General features: G+C 69.1%; 11 protein-coding genes. 6 read left to right on the top strand and 5 right to left on the bottom strand.

The window, feature by feature from the left end; translation table 11 throughout:
* Positions 1 to 575 precede the first annotated feature (575 nt).
* The 6 genes from RI578_RS40400 to RI578_RS40375 all read left to right on the top strand — a co-directional run bounded on the left by RI578_RS40400 (position 576) and on the right by RI578_RS40375 (position 11,359).
* Positions 576 to 1,145, top strand: coding sequence for a hypothetical protein (locus tag RI578_RS40400; protein WP_310869059.1), 570 nt, complete (start codon positions 576 to 578; stop codon positions 1,143 to 1,145).
* Positions 1,146 to 2,284: 1,139 nt separating this feature from the next.
* Entirely contained in the window at positions 2,285 to 3,454 is a 1,170-nt protein-coding gene (locus RI578_RS40395) for a hypothetical protein (protein ID WP_310869060.1), read from the top strand.
* Positions 3,444 to 6,776, top strand: coding sequence for a hypothetical protein (locus RI578_RS40390; protein ID WP_310869061.1), 3,333 nt, complete (start codon positions 3,444 to 3,446; stop codon positions 6,774 to 6,776). Before RI578_RS40395 ends, RI578_RS40390 begins: the two co-directional genes overlap by 11 nt.
* Positions 6,766 to 9,609: an RNaseH domain-containing protein gene (locus tag RI578_RS40385; RefSeq protein ID WP_310869062.1), complete on the top strand. Its 2,844-nt coding sequence runs from the start codon at positions 6,766 to 6,768 to the stop codon at positions 9,607 to 9,609. Before RI578_RS40390 ends, RI578_RS40385 begins: the two co-directional genes overlap by 11 nt.
* Entirely contained in the window at positions 9,606 to 10,289 is a 684-nt protein-coding gene (locus RI578_RS40380; RefSeq protein ID WP_310869063.1) for a hypothetical protein, read from the top strand. Before RI578_RS40385 ends, RI578_RS40380 begins: the two co-directional genes overlap by 4 nt.
* Positions 10,289 to 11,359: a restriction endonuclease gene (locus tag RI578_RS40375; protein WP_310869064.1), complete on the top strand. Its 1,071-nt coding sequence runs from the start codon at positions 10,289 to 10,291 to the stop codon at positions 11,357 to 11,359. Before RI578_RS40380 ends, RI578_RS40375 begins: the two co-directional genes overlap by 1 nt.
* 77 nt (positions 11,360 to 11,436) lie before the next feature.
* On the opposite strand, the gene RI578_RS40370 is transcribed toward RI578_RS40375, so the two are convergent.
* The 5 genes from RI578_RS40370 to RI578_RS40350 all read right to left on the bottom strand — a co-directional run bounded on the left by RI578_RS40370 (position 11,437) and on the right by RI578_RS40350 (position 17,000).
* A complete protein-coding gene (locus tag RI578_RS40370; protein WP_310869065.1) occupies positions 11,437 to 12,534 on the bottom strand; it encodes a hypothetical protein in 1,098 nt (365 codons plus the stop codon).
* A gap of 121 nt (positions 12,535 to 12,655) precedes the next feature.
* Positions 12,656 to 13,924 (bottom strand): hypothetical protein, encoded by a 1,269-nt coding sequence (locus RI578_RS40365; RefSeq protein WP_310869066.1) that lies wholly within the window; start codon positions 13,922 to 13,924, stop codon positions 12,656 to 12,658.
* A gap of 130 nt (positions 13,925 to 14,054) precedes the next feature.
* Complete coding sequence (locus RI578_RS40360; protein WP_310869067.1) at positions 14,055 to 14,909, bottom strand: hypothetical protein; 855 nt, start codon at positions 14,907 to 14,909, stop codon at positions 14,055 to 14,057.
* Positions 14,887 to 15,798 (bottom strand): aldo/keto reductase, encoded by a 912-nt coding sequence (locus RI578_RS40355; protein ID WP_310869068.1) that lies wholly within the window; start codon positions 15,796 to 15,798, stop codon positions 14,887 to 14,889. The genes RI578_RS40360 and RI578_RS40355 overlap by 23 nt, the downstream gene beginning before the upstream one ends.
* On the bottom strand, positions 15,795 to 17,000 hold the full coding sequence (locus RI578_RS40350) for a JmjC domain-containing protein (RefSeq protein WP_310869069.1): 1,206 nt from the start codon (positions 16,998 to 17,000) through the stop codon (positions 15,795 to 15,797). The genes RI578_RS40355 and RI578_RS40350 overlap by 4 nt, the downstream gene beginning before the upstream one ends.
* Positions 17,001 to 17,007 lie beyond the last annotated feature (7 nt).

The raw sequence follows: 17,007 nt of genomic DNA, 5'->3' as shown, positions 1-17,007 counted from the left end.
GTTGGCCTGACGGCCAACTACGGGCCTGACGGCCCGTCAAGGACTGTCGTCGTGCCTGACGGCACGACTGTGTGTCAGGTGATTGTGTTGGCCCTGGCGGGCCAACTTGGTTGGTTTCTGTGGTAGTTAGCAGGCCTGACGGCCTGCGCGGCAAAAGGATGCGTCCTGCCTGGCGGCAGGACAGGAACCGAGTTGAGGGCCTTTCCCCCTCACTGGGGGAAGAGCCGGCGCCTGGCGGCGCCGGTGATGTCAAAACTGGGTGGTTGCACAGATATTTGGGTTGCCCTCTCCCCCGACTACGTGCCTGACGGCACGACTGTGTGTCAGGTGATTGTTGTGTTGGCCCTGGCGGGCCAACTTGGTTGGTTTCTGTGGTAGTTAGCAGGCCTGACGGCCTGCGCGGCAAAAAGATGCGTCCTGCCTGGCGGCAGGACAGGAATCAAGTTGAGGGCCTTCCCACCGTTCGAACTGAGCGATCGTCGGGGTGGTTTCTGCTGGCTGGCGCGGGGATTTGTTGTGTCTGTGTGGTGAGGTGCTGGGAGGCTGGGGTGGTGAGTGGTGAGGGCACGACGCTGATGACGGTCAAGGTGGCTTTGGGTACGCGGGTTGAGCTCCGGGAGGTGGTTGAGAGGCACCGCGAGCTTCGGCGGGCGCTGGCGGGCAGTGCCCGGTGGGATGTGAGGGGCTTGAGTCGGAGCGAGGCCGCGGTGGTACGGGCCGGTTGGCGCAGGGAGGTGGCGCGCTTGCGGGATGCGGGTGAGGTGCTGGACACAGTGGATGCGCTTGCCGTTTTTGGGGTGCGTCGGGAGGTGGAGGTTCGAGGGTGGTGCAGGGTGTGGCCGGAGGCTGGCGAGGAGTTTGCTGGGATGGGGCGGTGGCCGGGGGCCCGGGATGGGGGCTATCCGGAGGCTGTGTCGTTTCGTCTTCCGGCTGGGTTGGCGTGGCAGGTGCGGGCAGGGTGCTGGTCGGTGTCCGCTGAGGCGGTTGCTGCGCTTCGGGACTGGCGTGATCGGTATCCGGGGATTGTCCGGCGGCGGCCGGAGCCTGGTGGTGAGGTGGCGTTGGCGGAGTATGAGCGACTGGCTGATCAAATCGTGACTGTGGGTGATGTGTTGCGGGCCGGTTTGAGGCGGGTGCTTGGGTGACCGGCGTGTCTTTTTTTAGTTTGTAAACTTCAAATGTGCTGCTCAGGGCGGCTTTTGGTAGTTGCTCCCATCTGGATTGCAGGCTAACTTCGCTTCCTGTGATTCTGTTACGGACTGTGCGGGTTGGAGGCTTGGGCATGGGTGTGCTGGCAGAGTATGAGGACTGGGCGCAGGTGCCCTGGTTTCTGATGTCGAAGAGTCAGCTGGCGTCGGGGGATCTTCCCCGGGTGCCTGGGGGGCCGGCTGATGCTCGCGTGCGCTCCTACCGTCAGGGGCGGCGGGGCTCGGTGGGGCTGTACCGCGTGGAGGCGAGTCGCCCCACGGCGTCGTCCGCTGGGCAGTTGGAGGCTTCTGCTCGGCGGCGCAGATTGATGGCGCATGTGTGTCAGCAGTGTGGTGCGTGCTGTGATCGCTCTCTTGCGGTGCGGGAGGGAGAGCGGTTGTGTCCGATGTGCTGGCGGATGCGGGAAGTGGCGGGTTTCCAGGCGCTGTTGCGGGAGCGGCGCGGGGAGCTGAGGCGTTGGGCGCGGGGGGTGCTGGGTGATCCTCTGCTTGCGGTGGTGTGGGTGGAGGCGGTGAGTGGGGGGCGGACGGCGTCGGGTCGGGTGCGGCCGGCGGCTGCTGCTGTTGTGAGCGCTGTGGACGGGAACGGGCGCAGGCTGGTGGAGGTGGTGGTGCGGTTCGCTGGGGTGGGTGGCCCTGGCGTTCCTGCGGGTGCGTGTTCGCCGGCTGAGGGTGCCGCCGTGTTGGAGCGGGCTCTGGGTCGGCGGCGGGTTTTGGCGTGGACGGAGGCTCAGGTGACGGTGCTGACAGGCCGGTTGGAGAGGCTGGGGCATCCGCTGCGGGTGGAGGTGATCAGCAGTCGGCCGGGGGCTGGGTGGGACGGGTGGCAGACGTCGGTGCGGGACCGTGTGGCGCAGTGGCGTGGGCAGCTGGATCCTGCGACCGGGATGTTGCTGCCAGCGTGGGAGCCCGGGCGGGCGGACCGTCTTCGTCTGCTGCTGGCGCGGATGGCTGAGTGGGATGGCGGTGACGGGTGAGGCGGTTGGGGGCTGGCCTGGTAAGGCTGTTGCTGGTCACATGAGGTTACTGGCCGGTTCGTCAGATGACTGTCAGTGGTGGCCTCTACCGTTTGGGGCGTGAGTCAGACACAACAGACGGGGCCGGTGTTCTCCGGGCGTGCCAGTGCGGTCCGTGCGAGTGAGGTGGTCTTGAGCCTGGTGGCATCCGGGCTGGTTGGCATGCGGGGTTGGGCGGGGGTGCGTCAGCTTCAGCAGCCGTACCACAGGAGTCTGCAGCTCGGGTTGGACCGGCTGGCTGCCTTGTGTGTTCGGGCGGGCAGGGCCGCCCCGGTCGGCGTGCAGGATCTGGTAGGGGTGTGGTGCGCCGAGCAGTCGGTGGATGCCTGGCCGCTGGAGTTCGACCCCGACGCACAGGTGCGGGGTGAGCGGCTTCTGATCGGCGGCGAGCCGAGCGAGTTCTGTCTGGAGTGGGCAGTTGCCGCCAAGGACGTGGTGTCCGAGGTGCACGAGAGCGCCCTGGTGAAGCACATCAAGGACACCGCTGCCCTGCTGGGGCGGCCGGAGCTGTATGCGCGGTGGCGGCTGTTCGTCACCTCGCACGCGGTGCTGGGGCCGGATGCGTTTTTGGCGGCGAAGAATGCGGTGCTGGATGTGCCGCAGTGGGCGACCTGGATGGAAGAGTCGTACGGGCCGGTACCGGTGGAGCTGGCGGTGAGCGGGCGCGTGGCGGTATGCGGAGGGTGCGAGCAGTGGATCGTTCCGCGGGCGGACGGCTTGGTGCGGTGCCGGGTATGGCGGTGCGGGCAGCGGCACGATCTTCCCGGGCCGGTCTGGGTGGAGGCGGAGGGGGCCCGGCGGCTGGAGCCGGAGCTTGTGCGGTTCGTGGCCCTGCCGGGACATCCGGAGCTGGATCTGGCACAGCGGCTGGCCGCACGAGGAGCGCGGGTGGTGCTGTACCCGAAGCTGGACTCGCTGGACCTGGTGGCGTTGTGGCCGGACGGCTACAGCGTCGGGGTGGATGTGAAGGATTGGCACAGTCCTTATCTGCTGGCCAGACGCATCAAGACGTTCCCCCGCTGGGGGGCGGGTGATCCGTACGCCTACCGCAAGGGGTATCTGGTCGTTCCACACGATCGGCTGCGCAGCAACCGCAGTTACCTGAAGATTCTTGAGCGGCACAGTGCGGCGCTGCGGGCGCAGCCGGAGATCGAGGTGGTCTCCGACCGGGCGCTGGTCGCCTCGTGCCCGGACGTGGGCCCTGTGGGGGAGGTTGTCTGTGGCGCGTGACCGGAGCGGCTGGTACGAGGGGCTGGGGCATCAGCTGCGTCGGACGGCCAAGAGCCGCGGCCTGGGGCGTGTGGATGTGCGGCTGGTGGCGTCGGTGGAACTGGGGCTGTCCGCGCTTGAGGCGTGGGCTGCGGGTGCGGCCGCGGCGGATGCCTGGGCGTTGATGGGCGGTTACGACTTCCGTACGCGCCGACAGCGTGCGGTGGCTATGACGTCGTCACTGCGGTGGCTGGTGGGCGAGCTGAAGAGCAAGCATGCGTGGAACAAGAGGCTGGAGGCGTACCAGGCGCTGCCGGAGATGTTGCGCCTGTTCGACGTGAAGGACCCGCAGCAGCCCCCGGAGCGGCGGGTGTCGGTGTCGGTGGCCTCCCAGCGCAGCCAGGTGTACGCACAGGCGCTGGCCGTGCTGCCGCAGCATCGTCTGCGGCGAGTGCGCCTGGCACAGGAGGGTGTGCGATACCGCATGGCGCGGGGGGATGCCGGTGTGGTCATCCCGGAGGGGATGGTGCCGCAGCCGGCACAGCGCCATCGTGCTGGCAGGCGGCGCAAGCCGGTGACGTTGCGCTGGTCGGCACTGACCGCGACGGCCGATCGCATGGATGCGGTGGACGCGCAGCTGGGTGAGCAGCGCAACTGGCGCCGCCGGATCGATGACCTGTATCTGCTGGTGCGGCAGCAGGACGGCCGGATGCGCGCGTCGAAGAGACTGCCGCTTCAGGATGTGGTGCACGTGGTGGGCATGCCGGCCGTCGGCAAGACCACCCTGATCACCGTCGCGGCCGTGTGGGCAGGCGCCGAGCCGCAGCGGCGGCACACCCTGACGGTGGTCCTCGGGGATGTCGTGGCTGTTTTGGACATGGTCACCGCGCTGTGCCGGTACGGGGTGCGTGCGGCGCCGATCCTGGGAGCGGCCAACCGGGGCCGGCACCTGCAGCAGGTGCACCGTCCCGTGGACGTGCATGCGCGGGGTCTGGCGTTGCTGGAGGATCCGCGGCTGCGGTGGATCTCCACCTCGTGTGTGTTGCAGGGCGTGGCCGAGCTGACCGAGCCGCTGGCGCTGAAGGACGCGCCCTGCTCGCACCGGCTGCGGCCGTGGAGCAGCGAAGGGACGGACAGGCAGCAGCGGGAGCCCGCTGTGGGATGCTCGCTGCTGCCGGTGTGCGGGCGGCACGAGGCGGCGCGGGAGCTGGTGGACGCCACCGTGTGGGTGGCCACGCCCGCCAGCCTGATGCATTGCCGGGTGCCCGAGCAGCTGTCGCAGCACGACATGCGGTATCTGGAGCTGGCCTGGCAGCGCAGCGATGCCTTCGTGGTGGACGAGGCCGACCGGGTGCAGATCCAGTGGGACCAGGCGTTCAGTCCCTCGCAGTCGCTGGCCGGCCCGGGTGAGGATGCCTGGCTGGATGAGGTGCGGCCGTTGTTCGAGCGGCACATGCGGCATACCCGCGGTCAGCACCTGTTCAGCGAGCCGGTGCGGGACTGGTCCGTCGACATCAGCACGGCCGGTCTGCTGGTGACCCATCTGCGCAGTCTGCTGGCGGAGCACGCCCATGTGCGCGAGTGGCTGAGCCAGGGCTACTTCAACGAGTTGCGGCTGGCGATGCGGCTGGCGAGCGAGATTGCCCGCCGACCGCGTCCCTTGGCGGAGGGTGAGGCGAAGCGGCGCGGGCAGCCGGCCATGTGGGACTCGGACGAGGAGTGCCGCAAGCGCTGGATGAACGTCTTCGTGGAGTGGCTGGATGCTCCCGCCGGACGCTACCTGGGGGCGGATGCCTCCTGCGCGTTCCTGCGTGATCTGACGGCGCGCGGGTATCAGCCACCGGGCCTGGTCACGCAGGACTTGGTGGAGTGGTTGCGCGGGCAGGACGACGTGGTGCTGAGCGGGGACCAGGCGCTGGAGCGGCTGGCGGTGCGGTTCCAGGTCACCATGATCGTCGCGTTGCTCGCCGAGAAGCTCGCTCTGCTGACCCGTGCCTGCTGGGAAGTGGAGATGGAGACCGGGCTGGAGGCGATGGGCTCCAGCCTCGTGCACCGCCCGCCGGCGGAGTACCTGCCGCTGGTGCCGGAATCGCCCATGGGCAACCTGCTGGGCTTCCAGTACCGCGAGAGTGAGGGCGCGGCGGAGCAGATCGGCACCCTGTCGTTCTTCCGCTGCTCGGGCATCGGCCGCTGGCTGCTGCTCAACCTGCCGCACCTATACCGGGAAACACACAGCGGGGCGGGCGGTGACGCAGATGCGGGGCCGGCGTGCCTACTGCTGTCGGCGACCAGCTGGGCTGGGAACTCGCCACGCTACGACGTGCAGGTGCCCGTCGCGGGCATCCTGGCCTCCCGCACCGGTGACAAGGTGCCCCTGCATGAGCGGATCGTGCTGGACTATCTGCCGGTCAAGGCGCAGGCCTCCAGCGGAGCCGCGTACATGGTGCGAGTGTCGGGCCAGCAGGGCCCGGAGCGGATGGAGGCGCTCAGGGAACTGCTGGCCGGGCTGTGCGGCAGACGGCTCGGGCTGCGCGGGCCGCGCAAGAGCCGGCTGGAGGAGATCCGCGACAGCCTGCCCGAGGGGCGCCAGCGTGTCCTGTTGCTGGTGGGCAGCTACCGGGAGGCCGAGGAAGTGCTGCGGCATCTGATCAGGATGCGGCCCGAATGGGCCGATCAGATCCTGCAGATGGTGCCCGACGACGACTCCGGCAGCCATCACTGGAGCGGGCAGACCATCGCCCGCGGCAACGTACACGCGATGGCCAAGCAGCAGGACGCCTGGATCCTCATCGCGCCTCAGCTGGCCATCGAGCGCGGGCACAACATCCTCAACGACGACCACGTCGCCGCGCTGGGAGCCGCGTTCTATCTGGTCCGTCCCCACTTGCATCCCGAAGACCTCAGCTATCACGTGCAGACGATGAACCGGTGGGCTGTGCAGGAGATCCGCGGCGGCGTGCCGTCGGCCGGCCCCGAGACGGCGCTGGGCGAGCGGGCGGGGATGTTCCGCGAGCTGGCCCGCCGCACCTGGCTCGACCTGCTGGAGGCGTCCTTGCGGTATGCGCTGACCGATGTCGGCTCGGCACAGCGGCGTGCCATGGACTGGACGAACATCGCTCCGCTGAACCAGATCATCGGCCGGATGCTGCGCGGCGGCGCCACGGCGCGTGTGTACTTCTGCGATGCCGCCTTCGACCCCACCCGCGACGACAGCACGCTGGTAGGCATGCTCGACGCCCTCGATGAAGCCCTCGACGGGCCGTACGGGCAAGTCGCCGGACCGCTGTACCGGCCCCTTCGTCAATCCCTGCACACCCTGGTGAGGCAACACCGTGCGCTATGATTTCTTACAGCCCCTCTCCTTTCGTCTGAAGTCCTTCGCCGGCCATGCGCTGGCGCAGTACTGGACGTGTGAGTTCCCGGCGGCCTGGGCGCGGCCGCTGCGTGAGCAGATCTTCAAGCCCACCACGGCCGAGGGTGAGGCGGAGGAGGAAGTGCGGGCCATTCCGCTGTGGGCTGTCAACAGTGCGATCGCCGCACTGATGCCGCAGGTCCTCACCCATGATGCCCGCGCGCGGCGAGGCGAGATGTGGCTGGCCTGGTCGGCGGCCGCGGGCGGGAAAACTCCGGACCGCACCCAGTTGGTGGAGTTCGTCAAGGGCGGCCTGATGGCCGCCGCGATGCACCGCAACCAGCTGGCCGAGCGGCGCTCGCGCCGGCAGGTCATCGACATCACCGCGCTGGCCCGCATCCTGGACGACTTCCGCGGCGAGGACCTCCATTTCACCCGCAAGACCCTGAACGTCGGGCTGGGTGATGAGCCGGAGAGTTCCGACTACACGCTGGTGCCGCACGCGCTGGCCGCGCACCTGTGCACGAGTGGTTGGAAGGTCGTCCACGGCAAGGCCGGCGCACCGGATGCCGGCATGGCTGCGGACGAGGTAGGCGGTGACCTCCAGGCGGCTGAACAGGAGGACGAGGAGGCTGAGTCCGAGGCAGTGGCCGAGGCGGTGCACACGTCGTCGTGGCGGCGGACGGCTGCCCGTGACGGGGCGGAGCTGGTGTCCTGGCCGCCGCATGTGTACGAGAGTTCGAACGGTGTGCGTTACCCGTGGTCCTACACGTTGCGGCTGTCGGTGCAAACCAGGGGCTTGGAGACGGCGGCGCAGCCGCGGCTGCACGTGCGGGTCGGGATGCGCCGGTGGGCCCGGTACAACGTCTTCGATCCGAAGCGGAACATCGGCGTGCATCTTTTGTCCCCCTCCCCCTGGTCGGATACCAGCAGCCCGTTCGGGCTCGCTTCCATGGCCTGGCATCCCGGCCCGGCCGGAAAGAAGCAGGGCTTCATGGGGTGGGCCGACGACTTGGTGCCCACACTGTCGCGTCTGGGTTCCTTCCCGTTTCTGCCCGTTCCCGCTGAGGTGGCCCGTGACCCGCTGGCCTTCCTCGAGCCAGGGCCTGACGGTGAGGGCCGCCCCAGGCCTCCCGTCGCGGGTGTCCCCTACCGGCCCGGGCTGGGAAAAAACACCGGGCACGCGGTCGGCGACGGTATCTCCGCCAAGGACAAGTGGCGCATCTTCAGCCAGCTGGTGCCCGCCCTGGCAGACTTCGCGGAGGTGGACGCTCCGTGTGAACGCGTCCCGATCCCGTCCCGCACGCGGCCCGCTGCCGCGGATCTGCTGCGCATCGACCGGAGCGCGCTGGCCGGGGCTGCAGGGTCGCGGATCGAGATCGTGCTGTGGTGCGACACCACCACCATGCGCGACGAGGCACTGAACGCGGTGGTGTTCGCGCTGGATCTGCCGGTGGACGTGGCCGGCCAGCCCGAACGGGTGCAGGCCTGGCGGCAGCGGTTCACCACCGCAGAACTCGAGGTGCTGCTGCGCGTTGAGCCGGTGGGCGAGATCGCCGACGACCTGGAGCTGGATGCGGACATCAAGCGCCGCAACGACCGTCTCAAGGCTGCCGGTGTCAGCCGCCAGCAGCAGGTCAGCCGCGGCCTCGGGCATCCCGAGGCTGGAACGACGGCCCGCTTCGTCCTGGTGGAGATGCGCGGCGCCGACGGTTTCGCATCCGTGGACCACGACCCGAAGATGGTGGTCCGGGCCGGGGCGGCGCTGTGTGAGGCCGTTACCCAGAACCTGCTGCCGCCCTCCGCGAGCGAGGAGACGGAGGACGGCCCCGACGACGACGCAGAGCAGAAGGAGAAGGAGTCGGCGAGCAGCCGGAGGGAGCGCACCCGCAGGGCGGTCAGTGACTTGCTGATCCGGCAGACAGGCTTGGTCAGGCCGCCGGCCCAGCAAGGCACCAAGGCCCACGAGTTGACCGACGTGGCCTGCCTGGGCCTGTGGGTGGTGCGCCGCACCGGCGACTTCAAGGCCGTCATGCCGCTGGCTGTGGCCACCGTTCCCGATCGGCCCCACGCCCTGGTACGTCTACCCTACTCCGGCTGGCTTCCCTATCACCGGGCGGCCATCCAGCTGGCCGGCTGGCACCGGCCGCGTACCTTCGACAAGCCGGAGGTGCAGGACTTCTTCGCCGACTGTGTGGCCGAGTCCTGTGACGGCGGCGATCTCGCCTTGTTCACCCTGGCCCAGAACATCCGCTCGCTGTGCCCGGCGCTGACCAATCCGCACCTGGCCGCCGACCGGCTCGCCTTCCATCCCGACCGGCCGCTGGCGGCAGACGACTGCAAGGGGCTGCGGCACATCCGGCTGCGGACCAACGTCCGTGACGAGACCGCCCAGCACTTCGCGTTCGGCAAGGGCGGGCCGGACGTGCAGGCGGGTGTGGGCGCAGGGCTGTGGGCAAGCAAGGACAACGACCGGTTGTTCTTCGCCACCGCCGACAAGCCCTCCACCGCCGGGCCGGGCAGTCCGAGCGGCTCCCGGCTCGAGCCGCACTGGGGCAAGGTCAGCAAGGACAAGGAAGGCTGGAAGCGCGACACCTTGAAGGACGTGTGGAATCCGCAGCTGCTGGAACTGCTCGTGGCGGTCAAGCAAAGCGACGACTCGCCCGCGGCGTGGGCGGCGCTGGCGCACCAGAGGCGCTTCGCGGCCGCGCACTTCGCCGACCCTTTGATGCTGCCCATCGAACTGCACCTGGCCCACAAGCTCGGCAGCGTGCTGCTGCCCTCCCACCAGCTCGAGCCGATCCAGCAGTCGGAATCCTCGTGACGCCGCCGCCTGCACCCCCTGCACCCCCCGGCGGGCTGTCGGGCGGTGCAGGCGGCCTTGCCAAGGGCCTGAATACGCGTCAGCAGATCTATCTCGAGGTGCTGTACGCGATCGACCGGGACAACGAGGAGGCCCAGAGGCGGCGTTGGCACGCCACCCGGGAGAGGCAGCCGGCCGAGCAGTGGCGGTGGATCACCTACGGCGTCGATCACCCGGCTGCCGAAGCCACGCCGGTCCAGCAGCAGCTGGGCCAGCGTGAAGTGCTCGATGCGGGCGCCGGTGCCACGCTGGCCGCTCTGCAGCGCAGGGGGCTGATCGAGCTCAGGCGGGTGGCGCAGGACTCACCCGGCGGCCCGGTCTGGCATACCCAGGTCCGCCTCACCCGCAACGGGCGGGCCGCCGGGCGGGCCCTGAGAGAGCCGTCCGACGAGCCGGCTCCCGACCGGTCGCTGCTGCCCGAGTGGCTGCAGGCGGCACTCGAAGCCGTCGCCTCCGCCCCCGAGCAGACCATCGCGAAGATCGACATCGGGCGGGTGGCGGCCCGCCGGCTCGGCCCGCACGGGCACGGCTACCTCGAGGACGCCAGTGCCTGGCAGTACCGTCTCACCCCGGCCGGGCTGGCGTACCTGGCCATGGCGCGGCAACGCTCCTGTGATCCCTCTTCCCCGGAGGAGAGCTGATGGGGGCCTTTCGCGCCGATCGGCGCATCGTGGCTGAGCGGCTGACCGAGATGGTTGGCTACCGGGCGGGACTGGCCATCGCAGAGACCGACATCCTGGACTGTCTGCAACGCCACGGCTATGCGCACTTGTATCCACCGGGCGAGGCTGGCGTGCGGATGCGCAGCGAGGCCTTTGAGATCATGAATCGCTGCGTTGCGGACTCGTTCGTCCAGCCTGGTGCGCTGCAGGCCATGCGGCCCATCCAGTACCTCCTGCGGGATCGGCTGCATGATAAAAAGTTGGTCTGGCAGGCTCTCGGTTTCATCGATGCGGTGCTCGAGTCGGTCCCGCCGCACCAGTTGGAGTCGCTGGATGTTCTGCAAGAACGCGGTGCTCAGCTCCTGGTGACGTCGATGGAGGTTCACTCGCCGGCTACGCGCGCGCTGCTACGGGACACAGCCCGTAGCCTGCATGGGGACGTGCTGGCTGATGCGGTCGACCTGGTGTTCCGCGAGGAGGACTTCAAGAATGCCTCCGACCCGTGGCGACAATGGGTTCGTACTGTCGAATGGAACGATGTCCTGGATCTGGCTGACTTGTTCACTTCCGACTCGGTGACCGCGTCCTACGGGCAGTTTTTCGATCAGCGGTTCGTGACCTATCTGGCCAGCCGGTATGAGGATCTGGCGGCTATTCACTGGCGGAAGTTCGAAGCGCTGGTGGCGGAGTACTTCCACAGGGCAGGTTTCGAGGTCGAACTCGGTCCGGGTCGCAACGACAACGGGGTGGACATCAGGGTCTGGGAGTCAGGCACCGCGGGCGGGGGGCAGAACCCACCGCTGATGATCGTGCAGTGCAAGCGGGAACGGCGCAAGATCAGCAAGGTGGTGGTCAAGGCCCTGGCCGCCGATGTCGCCTGGGAGCATGCCCGTACGGGCATGCTCGTGGCCACCGTCGACTGGTCGCCCGGCGCCCGGGAGGTGGTACGGACGCGCAACTACCCCGTCCAGGAGGTGAACGGCGAGGCGGTGCACTCTTGGTTGACCGCCATGCGCAGCAACGACACCGGGCTGTGGCTGCCTGGGTGACGGGGTCGGCGGGCTGATTGCGGCTGTGCGGCACGGCCTGGACCCGGCAGGGCTGAGCTTGGCCGGGATGCATCTCCCTATTCGTCGGCGGCGTCGAGGCGCAGCTCGTGCGGCGTGCTGCTCGTCTCACCGGTACCGAGGGCGGAGGTTGCCGTCCGGTTGTAGGGCAGGTCCAGCACGGGGAGCACGTAAGAGGCCAGCGCGGGCGCGGCGCGCTCAACGCATGTCACGGCGATGGCAAGAGCCTGACGATGCTCCAGAGAGAACAGGTGATCGAATGCAGGGGCTCGCCAGGCGTCTGCGCCGAGCAGAGCATCGAAGACCGCAAGGTCGATGGTCTGAGGCAGGTGGCGGGCGATGGGACTTCTGCGTCGCAGACGTTCGGACAGGTCCATGAACGTCACCAGCCAGGCAGGGGTCTGGGAGATCGCTGACCGCACCGAGGGAACAGGACGTTCGATCGCAGCAGCTCCGGACGTCCGATACGCCCGGTGAAGCGCAGCCAGCTCCTGACGCAGAAGCGTGTCTGCCATCTCCGCCACGCGCAGAAGCTGGCGGTCGTGGGGATCTCCTGTGCCCAGGCCCTGCTCGATCTCCTGCCTGGTGCCCTCGGACCCGACGGTATCGATCCGGCCCCCGGCGCGCAGGGCTGCCGCGAGGAGGGCCTGGAGGGCGTGGCCGGCCAGAAGCGGGGCAAGAGGGGCGGGTAGAACGGTGCCGCTCCTCAAGAGCTCATCGAGTGTGATCAGGGCCCCGAGTGTGCGGTGGGGAGCGGCCAGGAGAGCGTCGTGGCGGAGGAAGGCGACGAGACCGGACGGGAGGTCGCCGATCTTCTTCAGCTGCCGGTCCGCCTCGGCGCTCTGTTCCTTGAAAGGCGTGTCGCCGATGACACCGAAGTGCTCGGGCAGGTGCTGCAGTACCTGCTCGCGTCGGGTCAGCTCGGCCGTGCCGATGAGGTCGACCTCAATGCGGCGGGCGACATCCCGGCCCGCTTCGGTGACGGTCTCCCGCACGAGTGTGGCGCGGTCCGCGGCGAGGAGCTCCTGGAGTCCTCGCAGCCACAGCAGGCGGTCCTGCTCGCCGCTTTGTCCTCGGGTGGACTTGCACTCGCTGATGCCGATGTGGGGGCGCAGGCGGGCATCGAAGTCGATGGAGAGAACGTCGACGTCGGTCACGGTGCGGGTGCGTCCGGCAACCAGGTGGGCGACGGGGTGGCGTACGCGCACGAGAGAGCCCTCGGCGAACTCGGCGCGGGCGAACCGGCGTTCCAAGAGGTCACCTTTCAAAGCCCCGGCCTTACCGGTCATAGCGGCGTCGTCCCATTTCCTGTCGGAGCGCGGCGAGGATGTCCTGTGATGCGCTGGGGCTGGGGATGGCTTCCTTGGAGGGCTGGACGAGGCGGCGAGCCCTCTCGATCTCGGGCTGGAGGTAGCTGCGCTGGCCGCGCAGTCCGCCTGATGCCGTACCGCTGGAGCCGGTGTTCTCCAGGTAGGTGACGGCCTGTTCGGCGACGTCCGCCTGGAGCAGGACGAACTTGTAGTAGCTGTAGGCGGGCTCGACCCGGACGATGCCTGCGGTCTCAAGCATGGAGTAGTCGGTACTGATGTTGGACGCGTCACCGGCCTCGCCCTCTCGGATCAGTTTCCTCAGGAAGGCGGTGGGGGCGAAGAGCTGGTTGCTCGCATAGCGGTTGGCGAACATCATGGAGCCGATGAGCTGGCGGACGTTGCCGGAGGGGTCTGCCCCGGTGGGTGCGTCGAAGGCGGAGCGTCCCATGTGGGGTGAGAACAGAAAGGACCGTTCCTGGCCCAAGGCGGTGGTCACCAACGAGCGCAGCAGCAGCCCCTGGGAGACGGCAAAGTCGATCCACTTCCTGTCTGCCGAGGTCACCTCGTCCTCCGGGAGCCCGGCGGTCGCGGACACCTCCTCCAGCAGGCCGCTGAGAGCCGCACGTACGGCACCGTTCTCCGCCTGGATGGCTGCGTGGGAGTGGTCCTTGTCGACTGCCCATACATTCGGGTTGAAGAGCACCTCGTCCCCGTCGGCGCTGCGCTGGAGTGCGCACAGATGCAGGGACTGCAGGTCCTCGATGGCGCGGCGGGCGAGGTCCTCGGGGCCCAGCGGGGCGCACGTCTCCAGGGCAGTGTCGAGAGTGATGGGCATAAGCGTTGTCTGCCGCAGGACCTCCATGGCCATCCGCTCCAGCGGCTCGGGCATGGCGATCCCCAGGATGGCGTCGGCCTGGACAAACAGCTCCGGCAGCGGTGGGATGCGTTCAGACACAGCCTGGACAACACGGTCGGAGTCGCGTTCGAGGTCGATGAGGCCAAGGGTCTCAAGTGCCGGCAGGAGCTCTCTTTGCGTCTCCCGCTTGGGGATGCCAGCGTCCAGCCCGAGCGCAGCAATCCGGTCCGGGGAGCTCACTCCGCTGCCGCGGACCCGGATAGCCAACTCGATGATCTTCCCCGCGAACTCGAGCTGCCCCAGGTCCGCTTTCGGCTGGCTGGCCCCGTAGGCGCTCAGGTGACGCGAAAGGCCCAGCACGATCTCAGCCGTCGTCAGCACCCAGTCTCCGCTTTGTCGTCTTCCGTCATATGCCGTGACAGGTTGTCAGGGAACAGTCTAAAGCCACGCCATGGAGGCGAAGCATTCACAAGCACCGGAGCCTGCTGCGCCGCACGACCTGCCCGGAAGGCTAACTCCGCACGCGACCACTGCCCGCCGCAGGAGCCGCACACCCCTCAACCAGTGCCCGCAGCTTGGGCGTCAGGTCAGGGTGGTCGCCACGGGATGCGGACTGCAGCAGTTCGGCGCAGACCACCAGGAGAGCCGCGCGGCCAGCGGTGCTGGTCAGGGGCGAGACCCACTCGTGGTGAATGCGTGTGGCCGTGCCGGGGGCGAGTTGGGCGTAGGCGTAAAACATAGCCATGTCGTAACCGCGGGGCGCCAGGCCCCAGCCCTCCCAATCGAGCAGGGTGGCGCCGTGGGTGAGGTTGGCGGCATGGAAGTCGCCGTGCGCGCATTCCCAGTGCTGGATATGAGGTGCCGGTTGGCCGGTGTACTCGGGGACGGCGCGGGAGATCCATTCCTGTCGTACGGCCGTGCGGTCGGTGAGGACCGTGGCGATGGTCGACAAAGTCTTGCGGATCGTAGTGAACCACGCGTCGGTCAGGTCGAGTTCGTGGCGCAGGACTGGGTCTCGGGACAGTACGGGTTCGTCGACGTATGCGGTCAGCTCGGCGCGGTAGGCGTATCCGTCGTCGGTGTGGTCGTGCAGTGCGTGGAGTGCGGGTTTACGGACGGCGGGGAAGGCGGCGTGGGCTCGCTCAGTGCCCTCCCAGAGCTTCCCTCCTGCCTTCTGTTCGGGCATGGACAGCAGGCGCAGCCAGCATGCGCCATGCTCGGGATGGTCGGCGCGGCGGCTGAGGGTGCGGCCGTGCCAGCCCCAGACCTGCGGACCGTGGACAGCGGCGCCGAGCGCGTTGGCCGCGTGTGCGAACGCGGCCGGCATGCGCTTGGCGTCGTCGTCAGAGGGGGGCGGCGAGTACATCGAGGACCATCCTGAGCGTGGAGGGAGGGATGACGGGTGCGCCGGCCACGGCGAGCGCGTCATCCCAGTGTGCCGTCCGGCCGGTGGCCAGGAGCACCTTTCCGACGCCCGGGCATGAGGCGGCGGCCGCCAGGCACGCGGCGGCCACGCTGGCGCCCTCTTTGAGGAGGGCAGCGATCTCGGAGGTGGCCAGGGTGAGGAGTTCCCCGCCGTGCAGCGGGGCGGAGGCGTGGACCTCCCATCCGCGGTCAGCCGCCTGGGTGATCGGCCCGTGGCCGCCCAGGGCCTCACCCAGGTGGGTGTCCATGACCAGGCTGACGGGCAGCTGAAGGACACGCAGGTGGTGTTCAGGGGTTCCGGCCGCCTCGCGGGCCAGTCGGTCCAGCAGCGGCACGGTGAACGCGTCCTGGGCGAAGCCGCTCCACGTGGCCACGCCGTAGGCGGCCACCTCTTGGGCGTACGCGGCTTCTTCGAGGACGGCGAACGCCGCACGCAGCTCCCCGGCCAGGTCGTGACGGTCGCCCTGGTAGCGCTCGGGGTTGTGCAGGAACACCGCATCCAGCCGGTCGCGGCCCAGCTCGGTGCGGCTGCGGGCGGTCTGCCAGCGGACGAAGCCGGGAGCCATGCTGTGCCGGACCTTCGCTGTGGGGATGACGCCGGCGGTGCAGGCGGCGTGCGCGGCCGCCTCGGTGAGGAATCCGGCCTTCGTTGCGATGTGCAGCTGGGGGTGGTCGGCGAGGACGGGGGCCAGCAGCCGGTGGGCCCGGCCCTGGCAGTAGTTGGGGGCGGTGTCGATCCAGCCGGACGGGCAGCTGGCCGCTCGCCGGGCGGCGGTGGCCAGCTCGTCACCGGGAATCCGGTAGGTGCCCAGCGCCAGGGAGGCAGTCACGAATCTCCCCCGGCATGGACGGTCGCCATCTGCGCCGCGACCAGCTCGGTGACGAGGGCGGCCGCATCGGACACGGGCACGCCTGCCACCTCGGCGAGGTCGCCGAGCTGGTGCCACCCGGCCTGAAGGAGCCGGTGAAACAGGGGCGCGGCCGCGGCCGCGGCGTCGACCTCCTGACCGGCGCCCTGGATGCGCACCAGGTCCTCGCCGTCCACGGTGACCGCGGTGGCCCGGGCCCGGCCGGTCGTCAGCCGCACCCGCAGACCCGCATCGGCGGGAACGGTGGCCAGGTGGGGCAGGGACGGCCGCAGGCGGCCTACGTCCGCTGCGTCCTGGGCCGCGGCGTACCGGTCGAGCAGGTGCGGGTCCTCAAGTGCGGTGGCGACCTCCTTGCCGAGCAGGGCAAGGAACTGGGCCTGTGCCGCTTGCCCGGCGTGCAGGGGAAGGTCAACGCGGAAGGTTTCGGAAGCGAGGAGTTCGTCGGCGAGCCAGTCCAGCAGTCGGCTGCCGGTGTGCGGCGGGGTGATGCCGCACGTCAAGTGCAGGGAGTGCGTGTCCTGGTCTGCGGTGACGGCGTGCCACCAGCCGCGCGGCAGATACAGCGCGTCGCCCGGCCGCATGACCAGTTCGGCGACCGGATCGTCGGGCGGTGGCTCGGGGTCGGCGACATCCCGGTGCAGCGGCATGTGGCGGGTGGGCCCGAACAGGCGCCACCGCTTGGCGCCCTCTACTTGCACCACAAGGACGTCGTGGTCGTCCCAGTGGGTGCCGAACCCTTCCGTGGCCGTCCAGGAGGCGTAGAGGTTGACCTGTACGGGCGCCCGCAGCCAGCCTTCCAGTTCGGCGGCGAGGTCGCCGATCGGTTCGTGCAGGTGGTCAATCTGGTCGATGACGAGGGAGGCGCCCTCGGCGAGCCGCTGGTGCAGCTCGGCCGGGTGTACGCGCTGCCACACCGTGGAGCGGCGGGTGGTGACGGCCGTCGTGTACCGGTGCGGGGGAAGCATGTCGCCGTCGCGGGCGAGGCGCAGGCGGGGTGGCTGGAGCCGGTGCTGGGCCACGATGTCGTTGACGACATCGAAGGAGAACAGGGCGCCGAGTTCGGCCCTCGATAGGGCGCCGGGAACGTGTCGGTAGTCGCGGTGCAGCGTCTGGCCCAGGAAGTCGTCCTGGCCCAGACGCTCCGCGATGCGCAGTCGCGTCATCGCCGGC

The sequence above is a fragment of the Streptomyces sp. BB1-1-1 genome, assembly GCF_031597775.1.
Taxonomy (GTDB): domain Bacteria; phylum Actinomycetota; class Actinomycetes; order Streptomycetales; family Streptomycetaceae; genus Streptomyces; species Streptomyces thinghirensis.
Note: the sequence above shows the minus strand (reverse complement) of the source record. Positions and strands in the feature narration are given on the sequence as shown.

Bases quoted from the DNA above. Each gene is read 5' to 3' on its own strand.
- RI578_RS40400 (WP_310869059.1), top strand. From the start codon at position 576: ATGACGGTCAAGGTGGCTTTGGGTACGCGGGTTGAGCTCCGGGAGGTG.
- RI578_RS40375 (WP_310869064.1), top strand. From the start codon at position 10,289: ATGGGGGCCTTTCGCGCCGATCGGCGCATCGTGGCTGAGCGGCTGACC.
- RI578_RS40360 (WP_310869067.1), bottom strand. From the start codon at position 14,909: ATGTACTCGCCGCCCCCCTCTGACGACGACGCCAAGCGCATGCCGGCC.
- RI578_RS40350 (WP_310869069.1), bottom strand. From the start codon at position 17,000: ATGACGCGACTGCGCATCGCGGAGCGTCTGGGCCAGGACGACTTCCTG.